We start from the raw sequence: 24,275 nt of genomic DNA on the forward strand, positions 1-24,275 counted from the left end.
CTAACGCTTCTGCAGATGGAAGGCGCCCGCCTGGTCCGAAACGAGAAACCGGTCGCCGGCCTGGCCATCCTGATCGAACAGGCCGCGCGCCAGCGGATTGAGCAGATTGGCTTCCAGCTGATTGCGTATGCCGCGCCCGCCGTTGGACAGATCGCCGATGCAGCGCGCTCGCAGCGCGTCGCTGAACCCCGCGTCGAGTTCGATGGCGATGCCCTGCGCGGCGATGTCGTCGATCACCGTGCGCACCATCTGCTCGAAGATCTCCGTCGCGACGTCCTTGCGGATGAAGTCGAAGACGATGATGTTCTCGCCGATACGGTTCAAGATTTCCGGACGGTTCAGCACCAGCTTGAAATGCCGTTCGATCTCGCCCAGCACTTTCGCGCGGATCGCCTGCGGCCCGTCGTCGGGCATGACGTTGGCCACGCGCTGGCCCGTTTCATCCTGCCGGTAGATACCCAGGTTCGACGTGAATACGATCAGCGCTTCGGAGAAGTACACGCGATCGCCCCGGCCGGACGTCAGCACGCCATCGTCCAGAATCTGCAGGAATTTATCGAGTATGCGTGGATGCGCTTTTTCGATTTCATCGAACAGCACCACGCTGAAGGGCCGCTCGCGGATGGCGTTGGTCAGTTCACCGCCTACGTCGTAGCCGACATAGCCCGGCGGCGCGCCGATCAGGCGCTGGTCCGCGTGTTCCGCGCTGAACTCCGACATGTCGAAGCGGATGTAGGCGCTTTCGTCGCCGAACAGCAGGCTGGTGATGGTCTTGGCCAGCTCGGTCTTGCCGACACCCGTGGGGCCGGCCAGAAAGGCCACGCCGCGCGGCCGATTACCCTTTCTTTGCGAGCCCACGCCCGTCATGGCGCGCTTGACCAGGTCCAGCATGTGGGTCACGGCATGCGCCTGGCCTTTCACCCGCTGGCGGATGAAGGTGTCCGCATTGCGTATCTTGTCGCGCTCGATCTTCAGCCACGGATCTTCCGACACGCCGACCTTGTAGCGCCGCACCGCGTCGCCGATCTTCTCTACCGTCACGCCTTCGACGCGCGCCAAGGTCGCGATCGCGTTCATGTCCGCCAGCAACAGCCCCTCGGTCCCATCGACAAAGGCGGCCTGCGCCGTGGCCAGCAGGTCGGGCGCGGCCCCCTGGGCACCCGGCACGCCCCGCAACAGGGCGCCGGACAAGGCCAGCCGCGCGGCCCGATCCGGCTTGGCAACGGGGATATGACGGATGCGCGGATTGTCGATCAGCAGCCAGTCCGGCAGGTCGCCTTCCTTGTCGACGATCCAGATGATGGTGTTGAAGAAGGGGCTGCGCGCCGCGCCAGCGGGACGCGGCGCCACGCTGTGCGCCAGCACCAGGGCCCGCGTGAACAGCGCGTGCTCGGCCGCGCTGGGAGTCTCCGCGCGCACGGTCAGGCGCGAAGCGAAATCCACGACCAGCGCCACGGGATCCCCCGGCAGCGCCGCCAGCCGGTCGAGGCTGGCGGTGAGCAGATCGATGCCGCCCGGCGCCACGGGGCTGGCCTGCTCTTCGTCGACGACGGTCAGGCCAAGCCGCTTCAAGGTCTCCGCGCCGGATTGCGCCGCCGCCTGGTCATAGCTTTCCGGCACGGTGAAACCCGTGACGGGATTCCACACCACCAGCTGGGCATAACCCGCGCCCTTCAGCTCGTCGACCAGCGTGTTGACCAGGGGCTGGGCGGTCACCTTGTCCGGCGCGACTTCGCAGGTCTGCAGATCACGCACATTCCCGGACAACACGAACTGGCTTTTCAAGGGCAGGAAACGCAGCATGTCGCGTAACCATCGAGGCTTCACGTAAGCAGGCATGGAGTGAGGACGCTTTGGATGGACGAAAGCAAAACGTTATCACGGCCGCCATCAGGGCATCCGGCGTCAGCGTTCAGTATGAAGCGTTCAGCCCAGCCGCTGCAGATCCAGCAGCACCCGCCGCGTGGCCAGCTCACGGCCGGCCAGATTCTGCGCCAGGCGTTCACGCAGATCGCGGCGCAACGCGGGCTCGATGGCGGGATCTTCGAAATCGGGCATCTTGGCGTCGACGCCGTAGCCGGTTTCGGCCAGCAGGGTCCATTCGAAACGGCGCAGGGCCGCGGCGGCGCGGCTGCCCGTGGCCAACTGCGTCAACGCCGTGCGATACGCATCGAACAGCACGGGATGGGCATCCTCGCGCGGCATCAGGCGCAACAGCAATTCGTTCATGTACCAGGCCGACATCAAGGCGCCGCCCGCCAGGGGCAGCACCCCGGCGATCTCGGCCCGGGTCAGGGTCTTGACCTCGCCCGCGCCCGTCCACGACAGGCTTAAGGGCTGGAACGCGGACAAGACCGGCCGCAACACCGAATAGGGTCGCTTGGCGCCCTTGGCCACCATGGACACACAGCCGAAATCGCGGGAAAAGGCCTGGATGATCAGCGAGGTTTCGCGCCAGGCCGTGGCGTGCAACATGTATGCAGGACTGTCCTGCACGCGAGGAGAACGCCGACTCATCTAAGGCTTACTCGTAGCCCAGGTCGCGCAAGGCGCTTTCGCGGTCCGACCAGCCCTTGCGCACCTTGATGTAGACCTCAAGGTGAACCGGCTTGTCCAGCATCTTGGCCATGTCCTGGCGCGCTTCGGAAGCGATGCGCTTCATGTGCATGCCGCCCGTGCCCAGCAGGATGGGCCGGTAGCTTTCGCGCTCGACCAGGATGCACGCGGCAATGCTCGCGCCCTTTTCGGTTTCTTCCCACTCTTCGATGACCACGGTACAGCCGTAAGGCAGTTCGTCTCCGACCAGGCGGAAGATCTTTTCACGAATCAGCTCGGCGGCGATGAAGCGCATGGGCCGGTCGGTCAGCGTATCGGCCTCGAACATGGGTTCGTTTTCAGGCAGGCGCTTGGCGATCTCGTCCAGCAGCACGTCCAGCTGGCGATCCTTGGCGGCGCTGACCGGGATCACCGCGCCGTAGTCGTGCAACGCGCTGAGCTTGGCCACGTAGGGAAAGAGTTCGTCGCGGCTTTTCAGGGCGTCGATCTTGTTGACGGCCAGGATGCAGCGCTCGCCTTTCGGCAGCAAAGGCAGCAGCTTGGCATCGCCTTCGGACCACTTGCCCGCCTCGACCACATGGACGACCACGTCGACGTCGCTCAAAGCCTGCGTGACCACGCGATTCATCATGCGGTTCATGGTGCCGCCGTGGCGTGTCTGGAAGCCGGGGGTGTCGACGAACACGAACTGTTCGTGCTCCCGCGTCAGGACGCCATGGATGCGATGCCGCGTCGTCTGCGCCTTGCGGGAGACGATGGAAATCTTGCTGCCGATGAGGGCATTGTTCAGGGTCGACTTGCCGACATTCGGCCGACCGACGATGGCGACGAAGCCGCAACGGAAATTTTGTTCGCTCATTTCACTTCTTGGGCGACCGCGACGGGCAGGGATAGCTGCGCGGTCTTGCGCGCGCGGGACGCGCGCTTGGGATTCTTGGCGGGACTGGCGGCCTGCGCCGCCTCCAGCGCTGACTTTGCGGCGGCCTGCTCGGCCGCGCGACGGCTGGCGCCGGCACCCACTACTTTGATTTCCCACGCGGGAATGGCGCACTCGACTTCGAACTGCTGGCTGTGCGCCGCGCCATGCGTGGCGATGACGGTGTACAAGGGCAAGGCCAGCTTGCGGCCTTGCAGGAATTCCTGCAGCAAGGTCTTGGCGTCCTTGCCCAGGGTCTTGGGATCGACGGACGCCAGGATGGGTTGGTACTGCCGGACGATGACACGGCGGGCGGCCTCGAAGCCACCATCCAGGAAGACGGCCCCGAAGATGGCTTCCAGGGTATCGGCCAGGATGGACGGACGACGGAAGCCACCGCTTTTCAGTTCGCCTTCACCCAGACGCAGGTCATGGGACAGTTCCAGCTTCTGGGCGATGTCCGCCAGCGAAGCCTGCTTCACCAGATTGGCGCGCAGCCGCGAAAGGTCCCCTTCGTCGATCTTGCTATAGCGATCGAACAGCATGGACGCGACCACGAAGTTCAGGACGGAGTCGCCCAGGAATTCGAGTCGTTCGTTATGGCGCGCACCATGGCTCCGGTGAGTCAGCGCCTGCTCCAGCAGGGCCTCGTCACCGAAGCGGTGATCCAGACGGGTTTGCAGCGCGGCTAGGGACATGTGTTAATTGAATCGGCCGATCCGGCTCAGATCGGAGAAATTCATCCAGATAAAGAATGCCTTGCCCACGATATTACCGTCCGGAACGAATCCCCAATAGCGACTGTCGGCACTATTGTCCCGGTTGTCGCCCATGGCGAAATACTGGCCCTCCGGCACCTTGCAGCGCACGCCCTGCCGGTTGTACTGGCAGTTCTGCAAGTTGGGGAACTGCCAAATGGGCTCATATTGCTGGTATTTCCCCTCTTCCAGCAAGATATCGTGCTGAACGTCGCCCAAATTCTCCTTATATTTGGAGACATAGGCAACCCGGTCCGGCTCGAAGTAATTGCCGTCGCGGGCATGGGTGACTTCCTGCCCGTTTACATACAGTTTCTTGTCCAGGTAGGCGATTTCATCGCCCGGCAGGCCCACGACACGCTTGATGTAGTCGACGCTGGGATCCACCGGGTAGCGGAACACGATGACGTCGCCGCGTTCCAGGTTGCCGGTGTTGATGATCTTGGTATCCAGGATGGGCAGGCGGATGCCGCGGCTGAATTTGTTGACCAGGATCAGGTCGCCGGACTGCAAGGTGGGCAGCATCGACCCGGACGGAATGCGGAAGGGTTCGACGACGAAGGATCGCAGCACGAAGACGAACAGGATCACCGGGAAGAAACTGACGGCGTATTCGATGAACCACGGCGCACGCGTGGCGGCCTCGACCGCGGCGCGGCGCAGCCGCTCCGTCTCGGCGGGATCACCAATGACAGCCTCATCAAACTGCGCCCAGGCCGCTTCGCCTTTGCGCTTGCGCGCCTTGCGCAACACCGTGATGTCCAGCAGCCAAAGGATGCCGGTGACCACCAGCAGGATGAACAAGATCAGCGCGAAATTCCAGCTCATGTGTAATGCCTTATCTCAACCTATTTGTCTTCCACTTGCAGGATGGCGAGGAAGGCCTCTTGCGGGATTTCCACGCTACCCACCTGCTTCATCCGCTTCTTGCCGGCCTTCTGCTTTTCCAGCAGCTTTTTCTTGCGGCTGATGTCGCCGCCATAGCACTTGGCGAGCACGTTCTTGCGCAAGGCCTTGACGTTCTCGCGCGCGATGACCTCAGCGCCGATGGCCGCCTGGATGGCCACGTCGAACATCTGGCGGGGAATCAGCTCGCGCATCTTGGACACCACTTCGCGCGCGCGGTAGCGGGCGTTGCTGCGGTGGACGATCATGGACAAGGCATCGACCTTGTCGCTGTTGATCAACAGATCCACCCGCACCACGTCGGCGGCGCGATATTCCAGGAACTCATAGTCCATGGACGCATAGCCACGCGACACCGACTTCAGCTTGTCGAAGAAGTCGAGCACGATCTCGCCCAGGGGAATCTCGTACGTCAGATGAACCTGACGGCCGTGATAACTCATATTGATCTGGGCGCCGCGCTTGTTGTTGCACAGGGTCATGACCGGGCCGACATACTCCTGCGGCATGAACAGCGTGACCTTGACGATGGGCTCGCGAATTTCGGCGATCTTGCCGATTTCGGGCAGGCGCGACGGGCTTTCGATGGAGATCACTTCACCGTTGCGCTGCTCGACCTCGTACACCACCGACGGCGCGGTGGTGATGATGTCCATGTCGAATTCGCGTTCCAGGCGCTCCTGCACGATTTCCATGTGCAGCAGTCCAAGGAAGCCGCAGCGGAAACCGAAGCCCAGCGCCTGCGAGACTTCCGGCTCGAACTGCAGCGCGGCGTCATTGAGCTTGAGCTTTTCCAGCGAATCGCGCAGTTGGTCGAATTCGCTGCTTTCCACCGGGTACAGGCCGGCAAACACCTGCGGCTGCACTTCCTTGAAACCAGGCAGCGCCGTCGGCGCGGCCTTGCCCGCGATGGTGATCGTGTCGCCCACCTTGGCGTGCGCCAATTCCTTGATGCCCGCGATGATGAAGCCCACTTCGCCGGCCGACAACTGGGTTCTCTGCACGGACTTGGGCGTGAACACCCCCACCTGTTCGCACAGGTGCGTAGCGTTCGACGCCATCAGCAGGATCTTGTCCTTGGGTTTCAGCACGCCGTTGACGATGCGCACCAGCATGACCACGCCGACGTAGTTGTCGAACCAGGAGTCGATGATCAGCGCCTGCAGCGGTGCGTCGACCTGGCCCTTGGGCGCGGGCACGCGCGCCACCACGGTTTCGAGAATTTCATCGATGCCCATGCCCGTCTTGGCGCTGGCCAGCACGGCGTCCGACGCGTCGATACCGATCACGTCTTCCACTTCCTGGCGCGCGCCGTCCGGATCCGCCTGCGGCAAATCCATTTTGTTGAGCACCGGCAGCACTTCCACGCCCAGTTCGATGGCGGTGTAGCAGTTCGCCACCGTCTGGGCTTCCACGCCTTGCGAGGCGTCGACGACCAGCAACGCGCCCTCGCAAGCCGACAGCGACCGGCTGACTTCATATGAGAAGTCGACGTGCCCCGGGGTGTCGATGAGGTTCAGGTTGTAGACCTTGCCGTCGGCCGCCTTGTATTGCAAAGCGGCGGTCTGGGCCTTGATGGTGATGCCACGCTCACGCTCGATGTCCATGGAGTCGAGCACTTGCGCCGACATCTCGCGATCCGCCAGGCCGCCGCAGCGCTGGATCAGGCGGTCGGCCAGGGTCGACTTGCCGTGATCGATGTGGGCGATGATGGAAAAATTGCGGATATGCTGCATAGACAGGGAGAAGAGGAAAAAAGGGACGGCCAAAAATAAGGGGGCGCCGTGCGCCCCCTTATTGCGGCAACCTGCGATTTTAGCCGGTTTGCCTTTATTTAGCCGGCTGGACCGCGACCCACTGGGTCTGGTCGCCCCGACGGACCAACACGCCGATTGCCTTGGTCTTGTCAACCTTGCCGGCGGTCTTGACGAATTGGTCGGGCGCGGTGATGTCAGTGTCGTTTATTGCCAACACAATATCGCCTTCCATGATGCCGGCCCGGCCAGCGGCGCCTTCAGCCTGGCGCACCAGGACGCCACCGGTGATCTTCATCTTGCGCTGGGTTTCGGCGGGCACGGGGACCACCGTCAAACCCATGGCGCTGGACGATTCCGGTTCCGACTTGGGCGGCGTCTTTTCCTTGGCGGCGTTCTTGGGCGGCTGGATCTCAGCGACCTTGACCGTCAGGGTGACCGACTTGCCCTTGCGCCAGACCTGCAGGGGCGCCACGGTGCCCGGCTTGGTTTCACCGACCATGCGGGGCAGATCCGACCAGCGGGCGATGCTCTTGTCGTTGAACTTGAGGATCACGTCGCCCGGCTGCACGCCGGCGGCTTCGGCGGGGCTGTCGCCCTCGATGCTGCTGACCAGAGCGCCTTCCGCCTTGCTCAGGCCGATGGCGGTGGCGACCTCGTTGGTCACTTCGCCGATCTGCACGCCGATGCGGCCACGGGTGACCTTGCCGTCCGCGCGCAACTGCTCGACCACGCGCATTACTTCATCGATGGGGATGGCCAGGGAGATACCCATGAAGCCGCCGCTGCGGGAAATGATCTGCGAATTGATGCCGACCACTTCGCCCGCCAGGTTCAACAGCGGACCGCCGGAGTTGCCGGGGTTGACGGCCACGTCGGTCTGGATGAACGGCAGGTAATCGCCCGTATCGCGGTTGATGGCGCTGACGATACCCATGGTCACGGTGGAATCCAGGCCGAACGGCGAGCCGATGGCCAGGACCCATTGGCCCTTCTTGAGCTTGGAGTCGTCGCCGATAGGCAGCGGCGTCAGGCCCTTGGCGTCGATTTTCAACAGGGCGACGTCGGTGCGCTCGTCGGTGCCGATCACCTTGGCCTTGAATTCGCGGCCGTCGGTGGTGGTGACGAAAATATCGGTGGCATCGCTGACCACGTGATTATTGGTCAGCACATAGCCGTCGGCCGAAATGAAGAAACCGGAACCGACGCCACGCGGCACGGTGCGTTCTTCAGGCGCCTTGTTGGGTTCCTTGTTGTCCTTGGGGGTCTTGTCGCGCGGCGCGCGCTGTCCCGGCATGCCGGGCGGCTGGAAGTCCGGGCCGAAGAAGAAGCGGAACAGGTCATAGGGATCCTGGCCGTCGGGGCCACTGCCGGGCCGGCGCACGGGCACCGTCGCCGTGGTGCGGATGTTGACCACCGCCGGATCCGCCTTTTCCACGATGCCGCTGAAGTCGGGCATGGTGACCGTCGGCATGGGGGTTTGAGCCTGGGTCTGCGCTTGTGCCGGCGTAAACGCCGCGGTGGCCAGCACCGTCACGGCGCCCATCGTCACCAGCAGACGCCGCATCGCCCCTTGCAGCATCGCCGGCGTTTTCTCATAGGAAAAGTTCATGTAAAACTCCGCGTAGATATACGGGTCTTTCTACCATGGATTCAAGAAGGAAATCCTGACGCCCGCCCCGCAAGACGGCGCGCCAGGTGAGATTTCTTGAAAATTTGTTTATTTCGGGGCCGGCGCGGGAGCCGCTGGCGGCACGTATTCCGTCGACTTCGCCAGATGCTCCAGCGTGGCGGGAGGCACCTCGCCCAGCACGGTCAGCCAGTAATCGGCGATGCGCGTGCCATAGACGCTGACGGCGCCCCGCCGGTAGGCCCCGTGCGGTTGGCGGCTATTACGCTTCTTGTCGAAGGGCTCGATGAAAACCGAAATCGCGGCCAGCCCGTCCGACAGGACCAGCTGGCTGACCGATTCGCTTTGGCCCATGACGCGTGCGACCTGCGACACCTGGACGAAGCCGGCCGGCAAGGGAATGCGCCAGCCTTGCGAAGCCAGGTCCACCGGCTGCAGGGTCGACGGCTGGACCTTCCAATCCTTGTACGGCCAGCGCGATTCCAGCAGCTTGCCGTCGACATCCTTGCCCAGCCGCAGCGTCGTGAACGTCACCTGTTCGATCACGCTATTGCCGCCCGACAGGGTCTGCGCCTTCAACAGCAGGTCGTTCTGGTCATCGGCGCACAGGCGGTAGCCATAGCGCGCCTTGTCCAGGGGCTCGATGGAGATCATGCGGCACTGACGCCCGGCCACGCGGCGCGGTGCGGCTTCGCTATAGACCTGGTAGTAGCGCGTCACCGCCGCGGGTGAACCCAGCAGCAGGCCGGGAAAACGGTCGGCGCGGCGCTGCTGCGTCAGCACGGTCTTGCGTTCCGGCACCAGGCATTGCACGTCGTCGTTGTGGCGCAGGTACTCGCGCGGCTGGCCGTCCAGCACTTCAAGGCGTTCGCGCTCGCCGCTGCCGTCGACCATATGTATCAGCCGCGAGGATTGAATCAACTCGCCCTGCTGATAGGTGAAGATGCCGGAATAGTCGAGCTTGCGCGCGGCTTCCTGGATACGCGACAGCAGCGCCTGAGCTTCTTCGGCGGCCAGGGGCACGCGCGGCGCGGGGGTGCTGGTGCTGCTCTGCGCGTGGGCCACGCCACCGCCCAGGCAAGCCAGCAGGCCCACGAAAGACAGCCTTGTTAACCAGGAGGATCTGCGCAGACCAGGCATGCCCAACGTCGCGATCATCAGCGCCCGGCTCCCAGGTCGAAGGAAACCTGGCGGATGGCGCTGGGGCCGGCCATTTGCATGTGTGCTTCCAGATAGTCGCTGAGCACGGGTTCCTCGGCAGAGGAGACGGCCGGCGTGGCGTCCGCGAGGACCCGCGTTTCCGGCAGTTGGCCACCGCCACCGAACAGCGAGGGCTGGGCCACCCACACCACCGACGCCACCGCGGCGGCCATGGCCGCGCCGGTCAGGCCCAGTCGCCAGGCCGGACGTGCGAAACGCCGCTTGCGCGGCGCCGCCACGATGGTCAGTTCGTTATCCAATGCGGCCGTCAGGCGCGCGCGAAAACCCGCCGAGGGGGTGATCGCCAGCTCAGGATTGCGCAGGACGTCGCCTATCAGGTGGTAGGTGTCCCAGGTTTCACGGCCTTCGGCGACTTCCAGGCCGTCGAGCCATTCCTCGGAACCCTCGCCATCCATCCAGGCCGACACCGACGCTTCCCAGGACAGTTCTTCCTCGGACAGTTCGGACGGTTCTGTGTGTTGCATGATGACTTGCTCCTTACCAGCGACGATCGGCAGCGTTGCCGAGCATGGGCCGCAAACGGGCGGCGACGGCTTCGCGCGCACGAAAGATTCGTGAACGTACGGTGCCGATGGGACATCCCATGCTCTGGGCGATGTCTTCGTAACTCATTCCTTCAATTTCCCGCAGGACTATCGCCGTGCGCAGCTCTTCCGGCAAGGCGTCGATGGCAGCGTTCACCGTCTCGGCGATCTCCCGAGTGGCGACCATCGATTCAGGGGTGCTGATATCGCTTAGGTTGTCCGCTTCGTTAAAAGTTTCACCATCTTCGCTTTCCAATGCGGTCGGCGCGCTCGGACGGCGGCCACTGGATGCCATCCAGTTGCGCGCGGTGTTGATGGCGATGCGGTATAGCCAGGTATAGAAAGCGCTGTCGCCGCGGAACTGCGGCAAGGCCCGGTACGCCTTGATGAAAGCTTCCTGGGCGACATCCTCGATTTCCGAGGGGTCGCGGATCATGCGCGAGAGCAGGCGCATGATCTTGCGCTGATACTTCATGACCAGCAGATCGAAAGCTTTTTTGTCGCCGCGCTGTACCCGGGCGACCAGCTCGGCGTCGATTTCGCGTTCACTCATGGCGCAACTGTCCCCGTGGCCACGTGCGCAGGGGTCCGGCGCCCGCTGCGCTGGCTCAGAAGATTGAGCCTGCGCCAGGCGGAAGCCGGCAACGCGTCCTGCCAAACCGTGAAGGAAATCCGTCGCTGCCGGGGAAAACCCTTAAAAGGCCCCCGCTGGAGGCCAAGCGGCGCGGGTAAGTCGCCCTGCAGGGCAAGGCAGCGCCAACCGCGCGCCACGCCACGCAGCGCCAATGGACGCCAGCCCTGGGGCAGGCGTACATACAGCGCATGGTCGGCGGTAAACATGACCGCGCGCACGGAAGACACGCGGAAAGGTGCCATGACCGCGGCCGAAGCGGCGATCGTGACGGCGGCCAAGGCCAGCACCGTGGCCAGGCTGGCGGGCAGGCCCATCCAGACCAGCGCACAGGCGGCGGCCGCGGCCCCCACCCAGCGCATGGCTGGCGCGGCCAGTGTCACCCAGCGCGGCGTAAGCACCGGCACGCGCAGGGTCCAGCCACGATGCTCTCCGGCGTTCAACTCAGATCCGGCGAACAGCCATCGACCCGTTCGTGCCGCCAAACCCGAAGGAGTTGGACAACGCGACGTTGATCTTCATCTGCCGCGCCTCGTTGGCGCAGTAGTCCAGATCGCATTCGGGATCCTGGTTGAAGATGTTGATGGTGGGAGGAGACACCTGGTTGTACACGGCCAAGGTCGTGAACACCGCTTCGATCCCGCCGGCAGCGCCTAGCAGGTGACCGGTCATCGACTTGGTCGAGTTGACCACCAGCTTGCTGGCATGGCCGCCGAACGCCAGTTTCAGCGCATCGGTTTCATTGCGGTCGCCCAGCGGGGTCGACGTGCCATGGGCGTTGACGTAATCCACATCTTCCGGATTCAGGCCGCCATCGCGCAAGGCGTTGACCACGCCACGGCGAGGACCGTCCTTGTCCGGAGCGGTGATGTGATAAGCGTCGGAACTCATGCCGTAGCCGACGAATTCGCCGTAGATGCGCGCGCCGCGCTTCTTGGCGTGTTCGTATTCTTCCAGCACCACCACGCCGGCGCCCTCGCCCAGCACGAAGCCGTCGCGGTCGCGGTCCCAGGGGCGCGAAGCCGTTTCCGGATCATCGTTGCGGGTGGACAGCGCGCGCATGGCGGCGAAGCCGCCGATACCCAGGGGCGACACCGTGGACTCGGCGCCGCCGGCGACCATGACGTCGGCATCGCCGTAGGCGATCAGGCGAGCGGAGTCACCGATGCTGTGCAGACCGGTCGTGCAGGCGGAAACCACAGCGTAGCTGGGGCCCTTCATGCCGTACTTGATGGACAGTTGGCCGGAGATCAGGTTGATCAGCGAACCGGGAACGAAGAACGGCGAGATACGGCGGGGACCACGTTCGAGCAGTTCGGTCTGGGTCTCTTCGATGCGCGGCAGGCCGCCGATACCCGAGCCGATGATGACACCGATACGCTCGGCATTTTCTTCGGTGATTTCCAGACCGCAGTCCTGCCAGGCTTGCACGCCGGCCGCCACGCCGTAATGGATGAAAGTATCCATCTGACGCGCCTCTTTCACGGGCATGAATTGCGTGATGTCGAAGTTCTTCACTTCGCCGGCAATATGCGTGGTCAAGGCGCTGGGATCGAAACGGCTGATGCGGCTGATGCCAGAACGTCCGTTGACGATATTGTCCCAGGCAGTGGCAAGGTCGTTCCCAACGGGGCAGACAATACCCAGTCCGGTGATGACGACGCGTCGTTTCACGGATGACTCCTCAAACAGACAAAACAAAGGCGGCTTGAAACATGCCGCTCGCGCGATACGCGCAACCACGGGGTCCGCCCGAATAACGCATGCCAAGTTGGCCACGTCCAGGCATGGGCCCAAAGGCCCGACCCCGCGCGATCGCGCGGCATGCTCCAAAGACCGCCCTGGTTCCCGCCAGCAGGACCGGGTCCCGCCGCGGGGGAAGAAAAGGCTAGCTTACTGCTTACCGTGCGAATTGATGTAGTCGACAGCTTGCTGCACGGTCGTGATCTTTTCGGCTTCTTCGTCGGGGATCTCGGTCTCGAATTCGTCTTCGAGGGCCATGACCAGCTCAACCATGTCGAGCGAATCGGCACCGAGGTCGTCAAGAAAGGAAGATTCGTTCTTGATCTCGGCTTCGTTCACGCCAAGTTGTTCAGCGACGATCTTCTTGACGCGCTGTTCGATGCTTTCCATGCAGATCTCCAATTGGGAAAAATCCCGCGAATTATAGCCAAGCGCAGAGGAATGCCAACGCCAGGCCAAGAGAAAAAACTTATCCCCGGTTGCGATCAACCCGGGATACGCGAACACCGGACTTGGTGCTCTTTGCAACGAACCTCGCGCAACGTCAGTCAACCCACCTTGAATTCGGGGCCAGACCGCATCATGCGAGGTCCGCTGAAAATTACATATACATGCCGCCGTTCACATGCAAAGTCGTACCGGTAATGTAACCGGCATGCGGACCCGCCAGAAAAGCCACGGCATGCGCGATATCCGACGGCGCGCCCAGGCGCCCCAGCGGAATTTGTTGCAGCAAAGCAGCGGTCTGGGCTTCACCCAGGACGCGGGTCATGTCGGTATCGACAAACCCGGGCGCCACGCAATTGACAGTAATACCACGGCTGCCCAATTCACGGGCCAATGCACGCGACATGCCGGCCACACCGGCCTTGGCGGCGGCGTAGTTGGCCTGCCCCGGATTACCGGACGAGCCCACCACCGACGTGACGTTGATGATACGGCCCCAGCGGGCTTTCATCATCACGCGCATGACGCCGCGCGACAGACGGAAAACGGCGGCCAGGTTGGTGTCGATCACCGCATCCCAGTCGTCGTCCTTCATGCGCATGGCCAGCGTGTCACGCGTGATGCCGGCGTTGTTCACCAGGATATGCGGACCACCGTCTTTCGCCAGCGTTTCGAGCAGGCTGTCGCAGGCCTGGGCATCGGTGACGTCGAGCACCACGCCACGGCCGCCGAGCGGCGCCAGCGCTTCGTTGATGGTGGCAGCGCCAGCTTCCGAGGTGGCCGTGCCGACCACGACCGCGCCGCGCGTGGCGAGCTCGTGCGCGATCGCCTTGCCGATGCCGCGGGTGGCGCCGGTAACCAGCGCGAGTTTGCCTTGCAGGTCCATTGCAGTATCCATATCAGTTGGCTCCGAGCTGCGCCAGGGCCGCGTCGAGGGAAGCCGGATCGGTGATCGCCAGACCCGTCAATTCTCCATCGATACGCTTGATCAGGCCCGCCAGCACCTTGCCGGGGCCGCATTCGACGACGTGGGTGACGCCCTGCGCCTTGAAGGCGCGGATGGTTTCCACCCAGCGCACGGGGTGCCAGGCCTGGCGCACCAGCGCGTCGCGGATGGCGGCGGCATCGGCCGGCGCCAGGACGTCGACGTTATTGATCACGGGGAACGCCGGGGCATTGACGGTGACGTCGGCCAGCGCCTTGGACAGCACCGCGGCAGCCGATTCCAGCAAGCTGGAATGGAACGGCGCCGACACGGGCAGGATGACGGCGCGCTTGGCGCCGGCAGCCTTGGCGGCTTCGCAGGCGCGTTCGACAGCGGCCTTGTGGCCGGCGATCACGACCTGCGCGGGCGCGTTGAAATTGACGGCTTCGACGATTTCGCCCTGGGCACCCGCCACACAGGCGGCGCGCACGGCATCATCGTCCAGGCCCAGGATGGCGGCCATGGCGCCGGTGCCTACCGGCACGGCGGCCTGCATCGCATCGGCACGGATGCGCACCAGGCGCACGGCGTCTTCCAGCTGCAAGGCGCCCGCGGCGGTCAGCGCGGCGTATTCGCCCAGGCTGTGGCCTGCGACCACTTCCGGCAGCGGGCCGCCGGCGGCGCGCCACGCATTGAAGAGGGCCACGCCAGCCGTCAACATGGCCGGCTGCGTATTGGTGGTCAGATTGAGCTGTTCGGCGGGGCCCTGGCCGATCAAGGCAGCCAGGTCCTGCCCCAGGGCAGCGCTGGCGCGCGCCACGGTATCGGCGACCGCCGCGTTACCGGCCCAGGCATCGAGCATGCCGACCGACTGGGAACCCTGACCAGGGAATACAAAAGCGATTTTCATCTTTTTTCTGGAATTACCGTTTTGTGGCTGTCATTCTGGCAAGGACCGAGCCCCAGGTAAAGCCACCACCCACGCCTTGCATGAGCACGGTGCTACCCGTCGGCACGCGGCCTTCGCGGCGCGCGGCGTCCAATGCCAGCGGCACGCTGGCGGCCGAGGTGTTCGCATGGCGATCCACCGTGACGACCAGCTTTTCGGCAGGCAGGCCCAATTTACGGGCCAGGAAATTCAGGATGCGCAGATTGGCCTGATGCGGAATCAGCAGGTCGACGGCGTCCAGCGACAGGCCGGCTTCCTCGCAGACATCGCGGGCGGAACGGTCGAGCACCGTGACGGCCTGTTTGAACACCGCCTGGCCATCCATGCGCAGGAAGGGATCGCCGACCACTTCGCCGTAGGCCACGTTGCCGGCCGCGCACAGTATCTTGGTCTGGCTGCCGTCGGCGTGCAATTGCGCCGCCAGGATGCCCGGCTCGTCCGATGCGCTCAACACCACCGCGCCGGCGCCATCGCCGAACAGCACGCAGGTGGAGCGATCGTTCCAATCGAGAATCCGGGAAAAGACTTCGGCGCCGATCACCAGCGCATGGCGCGCGCGGCCGACACGCACGAAGCTGTCGGCGGTGGTGAGGGCATAGACGAAGCCGCTGCACACGGCCTGCACGTCGAAGGCCGCGCCGCCCTTGATGCCCAGTTCGGCCTGCACCAGGCAAGCCGTGCTGGGAAAGACGAAATCGGGCGTGGACGTGGCGACGATGATCAGGTCGATATCGGCGGGCTGCAGGCCGGCATCTTCGATGGCACGGCGCGCAGCTTCGGTAGCCAGCGCGCTGGTGGTGACACCGCGCTCGGCCAGGTGACGCTGGCGGATACCCGTGCGTTCGGTGATCCATTCATCCGACGTGACAATATCGCGCTGAGCCAGCTCCGCAGCCAGCTCATCGTTGGAAACCACGCGCGGCGGCAGGTAGCTGCCCGTGCCGGTGATCGTGGAATACTGCAGGGAATTCTGTTTCAAGCGGAGTCTCCCGCCGCGCGCGGCAAGGCCGCCGGCACGGAGTTGGTATGCACGCTCTGATGTATCTGCGCCACGCTCTGCATGATGCGTTCCAGCAACTTGCTGGCCACCGCCTCGCGGGCACGCTGCAGGGCAAAACCGAACGCGTAGGCATCGGCCGAGCCGTGGCTCTTGATGACCACGCCACGCAACCCCAACAGGGCAGCACCGTTATAACGCCGATTATCGACGCGATGGCGCAAGCGGTTGAGGACGGGCGACGCAATTGCACCGGCGAGCAAGGTAATGAGATTACGCTTGAACTCTTCGCGGATGACGCTGCTCATCATCTTGGCCAGGCCTTCGATGGATTTCAGCACCACATTACCGACGAAGCCGTCGCAAACGACCACATCCACCGTGCCCTTGAAGATGTCATTGCCTTCCACGTTGCCGTGGAAGTTCAAAGGACTGGCGCGCAACAGCTCGGCAGCCTCTTTGACCACTTCATTACCCTTGATGACTTCTTCGCCGATATTCAGCAAACCGACCTTGGGCCGTTCGCAATGGTCGACCGCCTGCGCGAGCGCGGTGCCCATGATGGCGAACTGCAACAGATGTTCGGCGGTGCAATCGACGTTCGCGCCCAGGTCGAGCATCGTGGTGGCACGACCGTCCTGGTTGGGAATCGACGTGGCGATAGCCGGGCGGTCGATGCCGTCCAGCGTCTTCAACACGTAACGCGTAATCGCCATCCACGCGCCGGTATTGCCGGCGGACACGCAGGCGTCGGCGCGACCGTCCTTGACGGCCTGGGCAGCCAGGCGCATGGACGAGTCTTTTTTACGGCGCAGAGCGACCTCGACCGAATCGTCCATCGTGACGACCTCGGAGGCAGGCACGATTTCAATGCGGTCACGCGGCACGTCCCGCGACGCGGCCAATGCCTTTTCGATGGCATCGGGCACGCCGACCAGCAGAAGCTGGGTGTCGGGGAATTGCCGAGCGAACGCGAGCGACGCGGGTATGGTCGTGGGCAGGCCTATATCGCCGCCCATGCAGTCAATGGCGATGCGTATCACGGGTGCCAAGTATCAGCGCCAGCCAAAACGAAGAGTCCGGTCACGCGTTACGCGATGACTTATTCGTCGTTCTTGGTCTTGAGGACCTTGCGGCCACGGTAGAAACCGTTGGGGCTGATGTGGTGACGCAGATGCGTTTCGCCCGTGTTGGGTTCGATCGCGGTCGACGGACCAGTCAGGAAATCGTGCGAGCGGTGCATGCCGCGCTTCGAGGGGGACTTCTTGTTTTGCTGAACAGCCATGATGACTCCTAGAATCGGGCCGCATTGTACGCGATGCAGCCAGAAGTTGATCTAATCTTTGTGCTTCAATTTTTCCAGCACCGCGAACGGTGATGGACGCTTGACAGGTTCGGATGCTTCCTTGCCTGCCTGTCCCGCCGCGCCCGGACAGACTTCATGCCTGGCCACGTAGGGGATGTTCAAAATCAATTCGTCTTCAACCTGGGACAGCACGTCGAAACGCGCCGACCCCAATACTTTTTCAGGAGCCGCCGCGCCGCTACCCGACGCGTCGTCCCCTTCATCATCCTCATCATCCGCTCCGCCGCGACCACCGAAGTCGTCGTCGTCCAGATCGGATTCGCGGCGCACCAACTGCAGCGTCACCTCGGCATCGATGGGAAGCGTGAACGGCTCCATGCAGCGTTGACAGATCAACACCGGACTGGCCTGCACGTGCAAAGCCAACAAAGGCTTGCCAGTCAACAACCCGGTGCCATACATGCCACGCACTTGCCAGTGAACCTCGCCGCTTGCACCGTCATGCTGCTGCGGCAGGCCCTCAACGGCGCGCAACAGGCGCGCCAACGGCACACTTCCTTCAGCTTGATGACCGGCACGCGCAAACGCGAAAGCGTCGATGATGCCGCCCTGCGTTTTCAATCCCGTCTTCGCATCGTCCGCGGCTGTCGCGCCAGAAGTGGCGCCCTTGCCGGATTTGGCCATGGCCCTCACCTCTTACACTAGTCGTGAATCAAAGCCGGCGGTGGATCAAGCCCGTGGATCGACTTTGCCGATCCTGTTCCTCAACCCCAGTTCCTCAACCGCAGTTCTGCGATCGTAGTTCTTCGACCGCGTAGTTCTTCGACGATCAACGCGGCGCCCGCCTTACAGGAGGTTCCAGCGCGGAGAAACCGCAAGGAAAATCCCGAGAAACGTTAGATAATACTGTGACTTACGTGATAACGTCAAACCGAGCATGACTATCTCTACACGCCGCCTGATTCTCGCTTCCACTTCCAAATACCGCCGCGAACTGCTGTCGCGCCTGCGACTGCCCTTCGAAGTCGCGCCTCCCATGGTCGACGAAACGCCCGAACCGGGCGAAAGCCCGGCCACCCTGGCGGTGCGCCTGGCGCTGGCCAAGGCCGAGGCGGTCGCGCAACAGTACCCGGGCGCGGTGGTCATCGGGTCGGATCAGGTCGCCACGGTGGACGGCACGCCCATCGGCAAACCCGGCGATTTTGCCCGCGCCCAGCGGCAGTTGCGCACCCTGTCCGGCCGCGAAGTGGAGTTTCACTCGGCACTGGCGGTGACCGACGGGCAGCGTGTCGCCCACGCGGACATCGTGACCCGCTGCCGTTTCCGCGAACTCTCCGACGCGGCCATCGACGCCTATTTGCTGGCCGAATCCCCCTATGACACCGCCGGCAGCGCCAAGGCGGAAAGCCTGGGTATCGCGCTGATGGAAAGCATACAAAGCGATGATCCCACCGCCATCATCGGCCTGCCCCTCATCGCGCTGACAAGCATGCTGACGCTGTTCGGCATGGATCCGCTGACCGCCGGCCAGGGACGGGCCGCCGAATGACGGGCGGACCCGGCACCCTGCACCTCATCCCCGTCAGCCTCGGTGAAGCGCCGGTCGACCGCTGGCTGCCCGCCGAAGCGCGCGGCCTGGCAGCCCGGCTGGACTGCTATATCGCCGAAAACGCCAAGACGGCCCGCGCTTTCCTGAAGCAGATCGGCACCTTGCGGCCCCTGCAGGAAATCACCATCCATACCCTGGGTGAAAAGACCAAGGCCGATGAGATCGACGGCTGGCTGCGGCCGCTGCGCCAGGGCGGCGAAATCGGCCTGGTGTCGGAAGCGGGTTGCCCCGCGGTCGCCGACCCCGGGGCACGGGTGGCGGACGCGGCGCATCGCCTGGGGCTGCACGTCCGCCCCTGGGTCGGGCCGTCTTCCATCCTGCTGGGCCTGATGGCCAGCGGCCTGGATGGGCAACGCTTCGCTTTCCATGGCTATGCGCCGGTGGAACCCGGCGAGCGGGCGAAGCAGCTGCGCGCCTGGGAACAGTTGTCAACGCGCAACAACCAGACCCAGATGTTGATCGAAACGCCTTACCGCAACGCCGCGATGTTCACGACCCTGCTGGCCAGCCTGCGGGGCGACACCCGCCTGTGCGTCGCCCGGTCGGTGACGACGGACGAAGAGTGGATACGTACCGCGACCATCGCCGACTGGAAGTCCCGCCCGGCGCCGGACCTGGACAAGAAACCGACGCTGTTTCTGTTCCTGGCGCGGTGATGGGGAAGGATGTGCTGAAGGCGCCGCCTGGCGTCGGCAGCGGCCGGCGGGGCGCGCTAGCCCTGTTGGGCACGCTGGCCCTGGCGGGCTGCGCGCGGCGCTGGCCGGCCGGGCTGGACGTCGATACGTCCATCAGCGCGGCCAGCCAGGACAGCCGGGTCCGCTTCATCGTCCTGCATTACACCGACGGTGACGACAGGGCCTCCCTGCGCACGCTATCGGCGGGCGACGTCAGCGCCCATTACCTGGTCAGCGATGAAAGAACCGGCGCCGGCCGCGTGCGCGTCTACAACCTGGTGCCGGAAGACCGCAACGCCTGGCATGCAGGTGAAAGCAGCTGGTTCGGGCGCACGGCCTTGAACAACGCGTCGATCGGTATTGAAATCACCAACGAAGGCCCCTTGCCGGGCGGCAACGGACAGGCGCCGGACTGGCAAGCTTATTCGGAAGCCCAGATCCGGGCGGTCATTCTGTTGGTGCGCGATATCGCCCGGCGCCATGGGATACGGCCGGAGAACATCGTGGGACACAGCGACATCGCGCCGCAGCGCAAGATCGATCCCGGCCCCCTCTTCCCCTGGCGCCGCCTGGCCCAGGACGGCCTGGGGCGCTGGTACGACGAGACCGCGGCCCAGGCGGCCGGCGCGCGCTTCGTGGCCACCGGCCTGCCCGACGCCGCCTGGATCCAGGAACAGCTGACCCGGGTCGGCTACGCCGTGCCCCGCAGCGGCGTCTACGACCCCGCCACCGTGCGCGTGATCGCGGCCTTCCAGATGCACTACCGCCCTGCGCGCTACGACGGCGTCGCCGATGCCGAAACGGCGGCCATCCTGAGCGTCCTGCCGGGCGAAAGCGAATAGGCGGCGCGGCGTTCCAGCCGCGTCACTGCTTACGCCCTGCCCCTGCGTCCTGCCCGCTGAGCCCCGCCACTTACGCCGGCCGCGCCCGCCTGGCGCGTACCCACAGAACCACCCGCCAGGCCAGCAGCACGGCCAGGACGCTGCCGTACCAAAGCGGCTGGGTGAAATCGTGCTTGCCGGCCTTGTGCCACCACAAATGCAGCAGTGCCAGCAGGCCGATCACATAGATGGCACGGTGCAGGCGCCCCCAGTTGCGCCCGAGAAAGCGCATGGCCGCCTGGAACGAGGTCAAGGCCAAAGCCAACAGCAGCAGGAAAGCGAGGAAACCGACCAGGATGAAGGGGCGCTGCCCCACATCCTCGACCATGGACGCCGGATCGAAGCCGCGATCCCACCCCGCCCAGGACAGAAAATGCAGCAGCCCGTAGAAAAACGTGAACAGGCCGCACATCCGGCGCACGCGAATCAGGGCCGGCTGGTTCAACAACCGGCGCAAGGGCGTGATGCCCAGGGTCACCAACAGGCAGACGAAGGTCCAGGTGCCGGCCGAACGGGTCAGGAATTCGACGGGATTGGCCGTCAAGCCGTCGTTGAAGCCCAGCCAGACCCAGCGCAGCACGGGCACCAATCCCAGCAGAAACAGTAAAGGCTTGAAGCGGCCCACCTGGCGCGCGCTCCACTGGCGCCGCGCCGAGGCAGCAGGAAGCGTGGAAGTACTCATACGAAAAAGATCATGCGGAAGCCATCATGGTGAAAGACCCATCGCGATCTAATAATTCGCCCGCAGATCCATGCCCTGGTACAACGATGCCACCTGGTCATAACCGTTGAACATCAAGGTCTTGCGCTTGGGGCTGAAGAAGCCGTCGCCAATCCGCCGCTCCGTGGCCTGGCTCCAGCGCGGATGCGGCACGTCGGGATTGACGTTGGCGTAGAAGCCATATTCGCTGGACGCGGCATCCATCCAGGAACTGACGGGCATTTTCTCGACCAGGCGGATCGCCACCAGCGATTTGGCCGACTTGAAGCCATATTTCCAGGGCAGCACCACGCGCACCGGCGCGCCGTTCTGATTCGGCAGCACCTTGCCGTACAGCCCGAAGGTCAACAGGGCCAGCGGGTGCATGGCCTCGTCCAGCCGCAGGCCCTCCGTATAAGGCCAATTCAAGACCCGGCTACGCAGCCCCGGCATGGTGTCGCGTTGCGCGACCGTGACGAATTGCACGAATTTGGCATTGCCGGTTGGCTCGACCTGCTTCAAGAGGGCTGACAGGGAATAACCGATCCAGGGAATCACCATCGACCAACCCTCGACACAGCGCAGGCGGTAGACGCGCTCTTCCTGCGGCGCCAGCTTGAGCAATTCGTCGATATCGAAGGTGCGCGGCTTGTTGACCTCGCCTTCGACAGTAAGCGTCCACGGCCGCACCTTCAGGGTCTTGGCGTTTTGGGCCGGATCGCCCTTGTCCAGGCCGAATTCGTAGTAATTGTTGTAGGACGTGATGTCCGCATAGGACGTCTGCTTGTCCATGACGGTGTATTGGGCGTTGGCGGTCGCCGGCAGCGCCGCCAGGCCCTCACCGTCCGCAAGCGCGGGCAGGCTCCAGCCGGCCGTGCCGACAGCGGCGAGCCCGGCGCCAGCCCGTCCCAGCCAGGCGCGGCGCTCGCGCCAGATCGGTTCCGGGGTGATTTCCGAGGGAACGATGTCCGAGGGTTTACGTATGAGCATGTCTGCCGGCTCCAAAAGAAGCATCATCGCGGCCGCTCGGCGAACACCAGCCGGCCCGACGAAATATTCCACTAAGACCGGGCGCCCGCAACGAATGTTCCCACGGCACGATGCGCCGGCGCGAATCAATTACCGACAGCTTTTAACGCTTGTGAATCAAACCTCGCGCGCCGCCAGCCAGGCGGTCAACTCCGGCACCGATTCGACGATGACCTGGGGCGTGCAGCTTTCCAGCTCCTTGCGGGTGTGCGCGCCGTAGGTCACTCCAACGCTGTGCACGCCGGCATTGGCGGCCATCTGCAGGTCGTGCGACGTGTCGCCGATCATCACCACGCGGTCCGCCGCCACATCCAGCTCGGTCATGATTTCGTGCAGCATGGCCGGATTCGGCTTGCTGAAGGTCTCATCCGCGGTGCGCGTCGCCTGGAACGCGTCGACCAGCCCGCTGGCCGCCAGCGCCCGGTTCAGGCCGACCCGGCTCTTGCCGGTGGCCACGGCCAATTGCACATTGCGCTGCGCCAGCTCGGCCAGCAGTTCGCGGATTCCGTCGAACAGCTTCAGTTCCGGGTCGCGCAGCAGGTAGTTCACCCGATAGCGTTCCAGAAAGCGCGGCATCATCGCCTTGGTCAGCTCCGGCACCGCATGACGCAGCGCGCTTTCCAGCGACAACCCGATCACCCAGCTGGCCTGCGACGCCGACGGCACCGGCAGTTCCAGGTCCCGGCACGCCCCCTGGATGGCAGCCACGATGCTGTGGGTGGAATCCATCAGCGTGCCGTCCCAATCGAACACCACCAACGAATAAGACATGGTCAAACCTTCTCCAGCATATTTAGTAGTTGCACGCAGGCCGGCGGCAGCGGTGCGCGCAGGTCCAGCGTTTCCCCGGTCAGCGGATGCGCCATGATCAATTGATGAGCATGCAGGAACATCCGGTTGAAGCCCTGGCGCGCGAAAGTCGCACGCGTTTCATCGTCGCCGTACTTGTCGTCGCCAACGATCGGAAAGCCGCTGGACGCCAGATGCACCCGAATTTGATGGGTGCGCCCGGTGCGCAACTCTGCCTCAACCAGACTGTAACTGCCAAAACGCTTTTTTAACGTGACGATCGTGTGGGCGGCCTGCCCATCCTGATCGACGCGGACGCGCCGCTCGCCCGATGCCGTGGTCCATTTCAGCAAGGGCAGCTTGATGTGTTGGCGGTCGTTGACCCAGTCGCCCTGGACCAGCGCGTAATAGCGCTTGTTGCCCCGCCCTTCCCGCAGCATCTCGTGCAGACCCAGCAAGGCGTTGCGTTTCTTGGCGATCATCAGCAGGCCGGAGGTGTCGCGGTCCAGCCGGTGGGCCAGCTCCAGCATCGGCGCCTGGGGGCGGGACGCGCGCAGCCGCTCGATCACGCCGAACGCCACGCCGCTGCCGCCATGCACCGCGATGCCGGCCGGCTTGTCCACCACCAGCATGCCCTCGTCTTCATAGACGACCGGGAATTCCGCCGGCGGTACGGCGCGCGGCGCATCCGGGGCGGGGAGGCGGAAAGGCGGCACCCGCACGACGTCCCCGATTTCGAGGCGCTGGTCCGCCTGGATGCGTCCCTTGTTTACACGGACGTTGCCGTCACGGATCGCTTTGTAAACATGGCTTTTGGGGACGCCCTTGCACAGTCGAAACAGGAAATTGTCGACACGCTGCCCCTCGTTTTCTTCAGTCACTTCGACAAGTCGAACGGCGGCTGGCGTGCTGGGGGAACCCCCAGGGGATGATTCTTTGCGCATTGCGAAAAGCGGCATATAATCGGGACAGCCTTAAGGGGCTGAAATGGGGGGCTTTGGCTGAATGGCCGCTTGGCGTAGAGATGCTGTTTGCAACTCCGTCGGGTACGCTTTTTTGGCAACGCCGTCCGGTGCGCAGGACGCTATTGTACCGCCTGCTCGATTTCAGCTCCGGGGTCATTCGGTCGCCGGCGCAACCGAGCCAAGCAGAAAGTGGTGTGGCACATTTTGCCCGCTTTCATGACAGGACCGTTGCAGCCGCGCGCGGCTCTGAAGCATTCGCAAGCATCGTCGCATTTAAAGCACCAGGCGCGCGCCCTCTATATATATACGCCGCGTCTGAGTTCCCGCAGCAACTTTATTCGTCAACCACATACGTGCTCCTGACT

Annotated in this window: 26 protein-coding genes; 3 read left to right on the forward strand and 23 right to left on the reverse strand. The window is 64.0% G+C overall.

Annotated features, from left to right (window positions below; genetic code table 11):
- From ASB57_RS14035 to ASB57_RS14125, 19 genes are all read right to left on the reverse strand, one after another.
- Entirely contained in the window at positions 1-1,839 is a 1,839-nt protein-coding gene (locus ASB57_RS14035) for an AAA family ATPase (protein WP_057652787.1), read from the reverse strand.
- An 87-nt stretch (positions 1,840-1,926) separates the two neighbouring features.
- A complete protein-coding gene (recO, locus tag ASB57_RS14040) occupies positions 1,927-2,517 on the reverse strand; it encodes a DNA repair protein RecO (protein WP_057652788.1) in 591 nt (196 codons plus the stop codon).
- Between the two features lie 7 nt (positions 2,518-2,524).
- Complete coding sequence (era, locus tag ASB57_RS14045; RefSeq protein ID WP_057652789.1) at positions 2,525-3,415, reverse strand: GTPase Era; 891 nt, start codon at positions 3,413-3,415, stop codon at positions 2,525-2,527.
- A complete protein-coding gene (gene rnc / locus ASB57_RS14050; RefSeq protein WP_057652790.1) occupies positions 3,412-4,170 on the reverse strand; it encodes a ribonuclease III in 759 nt (252 codons plus the stop codon). Before rnc ends, era begins: the two co-directional genes overlap by 4 nt.
- Positions 4,171-4,173: 3 nt before the next feature.
- Positions 4,174-5,058, reverse strand: a complete 885-nt coding sequence (gene lepB / locus ASB57_RS14055; RefSeq protein WP_057652791.1) for a signal peptidase I — start codon at positions 5,056-5,058, stop codon at positions 4,174-4,176.
- 20 nt (positions 5,059-5,078) lie between these two features.
- Positions 5,079-6,872, reverse strand: coding sequence for a translation elongation factor 4 (gene lepA / locus ASB57_RS14060; RefSeq protein ID WP_057656146.1), 1,794 nt, complete (start codon positions 6,870-6,872; stop codon positions 5,079-5,081).
- Between the two features lie 94 nt (positions 6,873-6,966).
- Complete coding sequence (locus tag ASB57_RS14065; RefSeq protein WP_057656147.1) at positions 6,967-8,457, reverse strand: DegQ family serine endoprotease; 1,491 nt, start codon at positions 8,455-8,457, stop codon at positions 6,967-6,969.
- A gap of 153 nt (positions 8,458-8,610) precedes the next feature.
- A complete protein-coding gene (locus ASB57_RS14070; RefSeq protein WP_057652792.1) occupies positions 8,611-9,678 on the reverse strand; it encodes a MucB/RseB C-terminal domain-containing protein in 1,068 nt (355 codons plus the stop codon).
- Positions 9,678-10,205: a sigma-E factor negative regulatory protein gene (locus tag ASB57_RS14075; protein WP_057652793.1), complete on the reverse strand. Its 528-nt coding sequence runs from the start codon at positions 10,203-10,205 to the stop codon at positions 9,678-9,680. The genes ASB57_RS14070 and ASB57_RS14075 overlap by 1 nt, the downstream gene beginning before the upstream one ends.
- A gap of 13 nt (positions 10,206-10,218) precedes the next feature.
- Positions 10,219-10,818: an RNA polymerase sigma factor RpoE gene (rpoE, locus tag ASB57_RS14080; RefSeq protein WP_057652794.1), complete on the reverse strand. Its 600-nt coding sequence runs from the start codon at positions 10,816-10,818 to the stop codon at positions 10,219-10,221.
- The gene (locus ASB57_RS14085; protein WP_057652795.1) at positions 10,815-11,339 is read right to left on the reverse strand and encodes a hypothetical protein; all 525 of its coding nucleotides are present in this window, start codon (positions 11,337-11,339) and stop codon (positions 10,815-10,817) included. Before ASB57_RS14085 ends, rpoE begins: the two co-directional genes overlap by 4 nt.
- A 1-nt stretch (position 11,340) precedes the next feature.
- The gene (fabF, locus tag ASB57_RS14090) at positions 11,341-12,570 is read right to left on the reverse strand and encodes a beta-ketoacyl-ACP synthase II (RefSeq protein ID WP_057652796.1); all 1,230 of its coding nucleotides are present in this window, start codon (positions 12,568-12,570) and stop codon (positions 11,341-11,343) included.
- Positions 12,571-12,789: 219 nt separating this feature from the next.
- Positions 12,790-13,029: an acyl carrier protein gene (acpP, locus tag ASB57_RS14095; RefSeq protein WP_012248678.1), complete on the reverse strand. Its 240-nt coding sequence runs from the start codon at positions 13,027-13,029 to the stop codon at positions 12,790-12,792.
- A gap of 211 nt (positions 13,030-13,240) precedes the next feature.
- Complete coding sequence (gene fabG / locus ASB57_RS14100) at positions 13,241-13,984, reverse strand: 3-oxoacyl-ACP reductase FabG (RefSeq protein ID WP_057652797.1); 744 nt, start codon at positions 13,982-13,984, stop codon at positions 13,241-13,243.
- Position 13,985: 1 nt separating this feature from the next.
- A complete protein-coding gene (gene fabD, locus ASB57_RS14105) occupies positions 13,986-14,921 on the reverse strand; it encodes an ACP S-malonyltransferase (RefSeq protein WP_057652798.1) in 936 nt (311 codons plus the stop codon).
- 13 nt (positions 14,922-14,934) lie between these two features.
- Positions 14,935-15,924, reverse strand: a complete 990-nt coding sequence (locus tag ASB57_RS14110) for a beta-ketoacyl-ACP synthase III (protein ID WP_057656148.1) — start codon at positions 15,922-15,924, stop codon at positions 14,935-14,937.
- 11 nt (positions 15,925-15,935) lie between these two features.
- A complete protein-coding gene (gene plsX / locus ASB57_RS14115) occupies positions 15,936-17,000 on the reverse strand; it encodes a phosphate acyltransferase PlsX (protein ID WP_057656149.1) in 1,065 nt (354 codons plus the stop codon).
- Between the two features lie 59 nt (positions 17,001-17,059).
- Positions 17,060-17,242, reverse strand: a complete 183-nt coding sequence (gene rpmF / locus ASB57_RS14120; RefSeq protein WP_057652799.1) for a 50S ribosomal protein L32 — start codon at positions 17,240-17,242, stop codon at positions 17,060-17,062.
- Positions 17,243-17,293: 51 nt separating this feature from the next.
- The gene (locus tag ASB57_RS14125) at positions 17,294-17,947 is read right to left on the reverse strand and encodes a DUF177 domain-containing protein (protein ID WP_082621601.1); all 654 of its coding nucleotides are present in this window, start codon (positions 17,945-17,947) and stop codon (positions 17,294-17,296) included.
- A 253-nt stretch (positions 17,948-18,200) separates the two neighbouring features.
- On the opposite strand from ASB57_RS14125, the gene ASB57_RS14130 reads away from it, so the two are divergent.
- From ASB57_RS14130 to ASB57_RS14140, 3 genes are read left to right on the forward strand one after another with little or no spacing between them, the layout of a single operon-like run.
- Positions 18,201-18,812, forward strand: coding sequence for a Maf family nucleotide pyrophosphatase (locus tag ASB57_RS14130; protein ID WP_057652800.1), 612 nt, complete (start codon positions 18,201-18,203; stop codon positions 18,810-18,812).
- Positions 18,809-19,528: an SAM-dependent methyltransferase gene (locus ASB57_RS14135; RefSeq protein WP_057652801.1), complete on the forward strand. Its 720-nt coding sequence runs from the start codon at positions 18,809-18,811 to the stop codon at positions 19,526-19,528. The genes ASB57_RS14130 and ASB57_RS14135 overlap by 4 nt, the downstream gene beginning before the upstream one ends.
- Positions 19,528-20,388 carry an N-acetylmuramoyl-L-alanine amidase gene (locus ASB57_RS14140; protein WP_057652802.1) on the forward strand — a complete coding sequence of 287 codons (861 nt, stop codon included), beginning with the start codon at positions 19,528-19,530 and terminating at the stop codon, positions 20,386-20,388. The genes ASB57_RS14135 and ASB57_RS14140 overlap by 1 nt, the downstream gene beginning before the upstream one ends.
- Before the next feature lie 70 nt (positions 20,389-20,458).
- Here ASB57_RS14140 and msrQ read toward each other — a convergent pair whose 3' ends face one another.
- The 4 genes from msrQ to ASB57_RS14160 all read right to left on the reverse strand — a co-directional run bounded on the left by msrQ (position 20,459) and on the right by ASB57_RS14160 (position 23,904).
- Positions 20,459-21,109 (reverse strand): protein-methionine-sulfoxide reductase heme-binding subunit MsrQ, encoded by a 651-nt coding sequence (gene msrQ, locus ASB57_RS14145; RefSeq protein WP_057652803.1) that lies wholly within the window; start codon positions 21,107-21,109, stop codon positions 20,459-20,461.
- Positions 21,110-21,157: 48 nt separating this feature from the next.
- On the reverse strand, positions 21,158-22,117 hold the full coding sequence (gene msrP / locus ASB57_RS14150; RefSeq protein ID WP_057652804.1) for a protein-methionine-sulfoxide reductase catalytic subunit MsrP: 960 nt from the start codon (positions 22,115-22,117) through the stop codon (positions 21,158-21,160).
- A gap of 156 nt (positions 22,118-22,273) precedes the next feature.
- Entirely contained in the window at positions 22,274-22,927 is a 654-nt protein-coding gene (locus ASB57_RS14155; protein WP_057652805.1) for an HAD-IIIA family hydrolase, read from the reverse strand.
- A 2-nt stretch (positions 22,928-22,929) separates the two neighbouring features.
- Positions 22,930-23,904, reverse strand: coding sequence for an RluA family pseudouridine synthase (locus ASB57_RS14160; protein WP_082621602.1), 975 nt, complete (start codon positions 23,902-23,904; stop codon positions 22,930-22,932).
- Positions 23,905-24,275 lie beyond the last annotated feature (371 nt).

Origin of the sequence: Bordetella sp. N (assembly GCF_001433395.1) — a bacterium.
Classification (GTDB): Bacteria; Pseudomonadota; Gammaproteobacteria; order Burkholderiales; family Burkholderiaceae_B; genus Bordetella_C.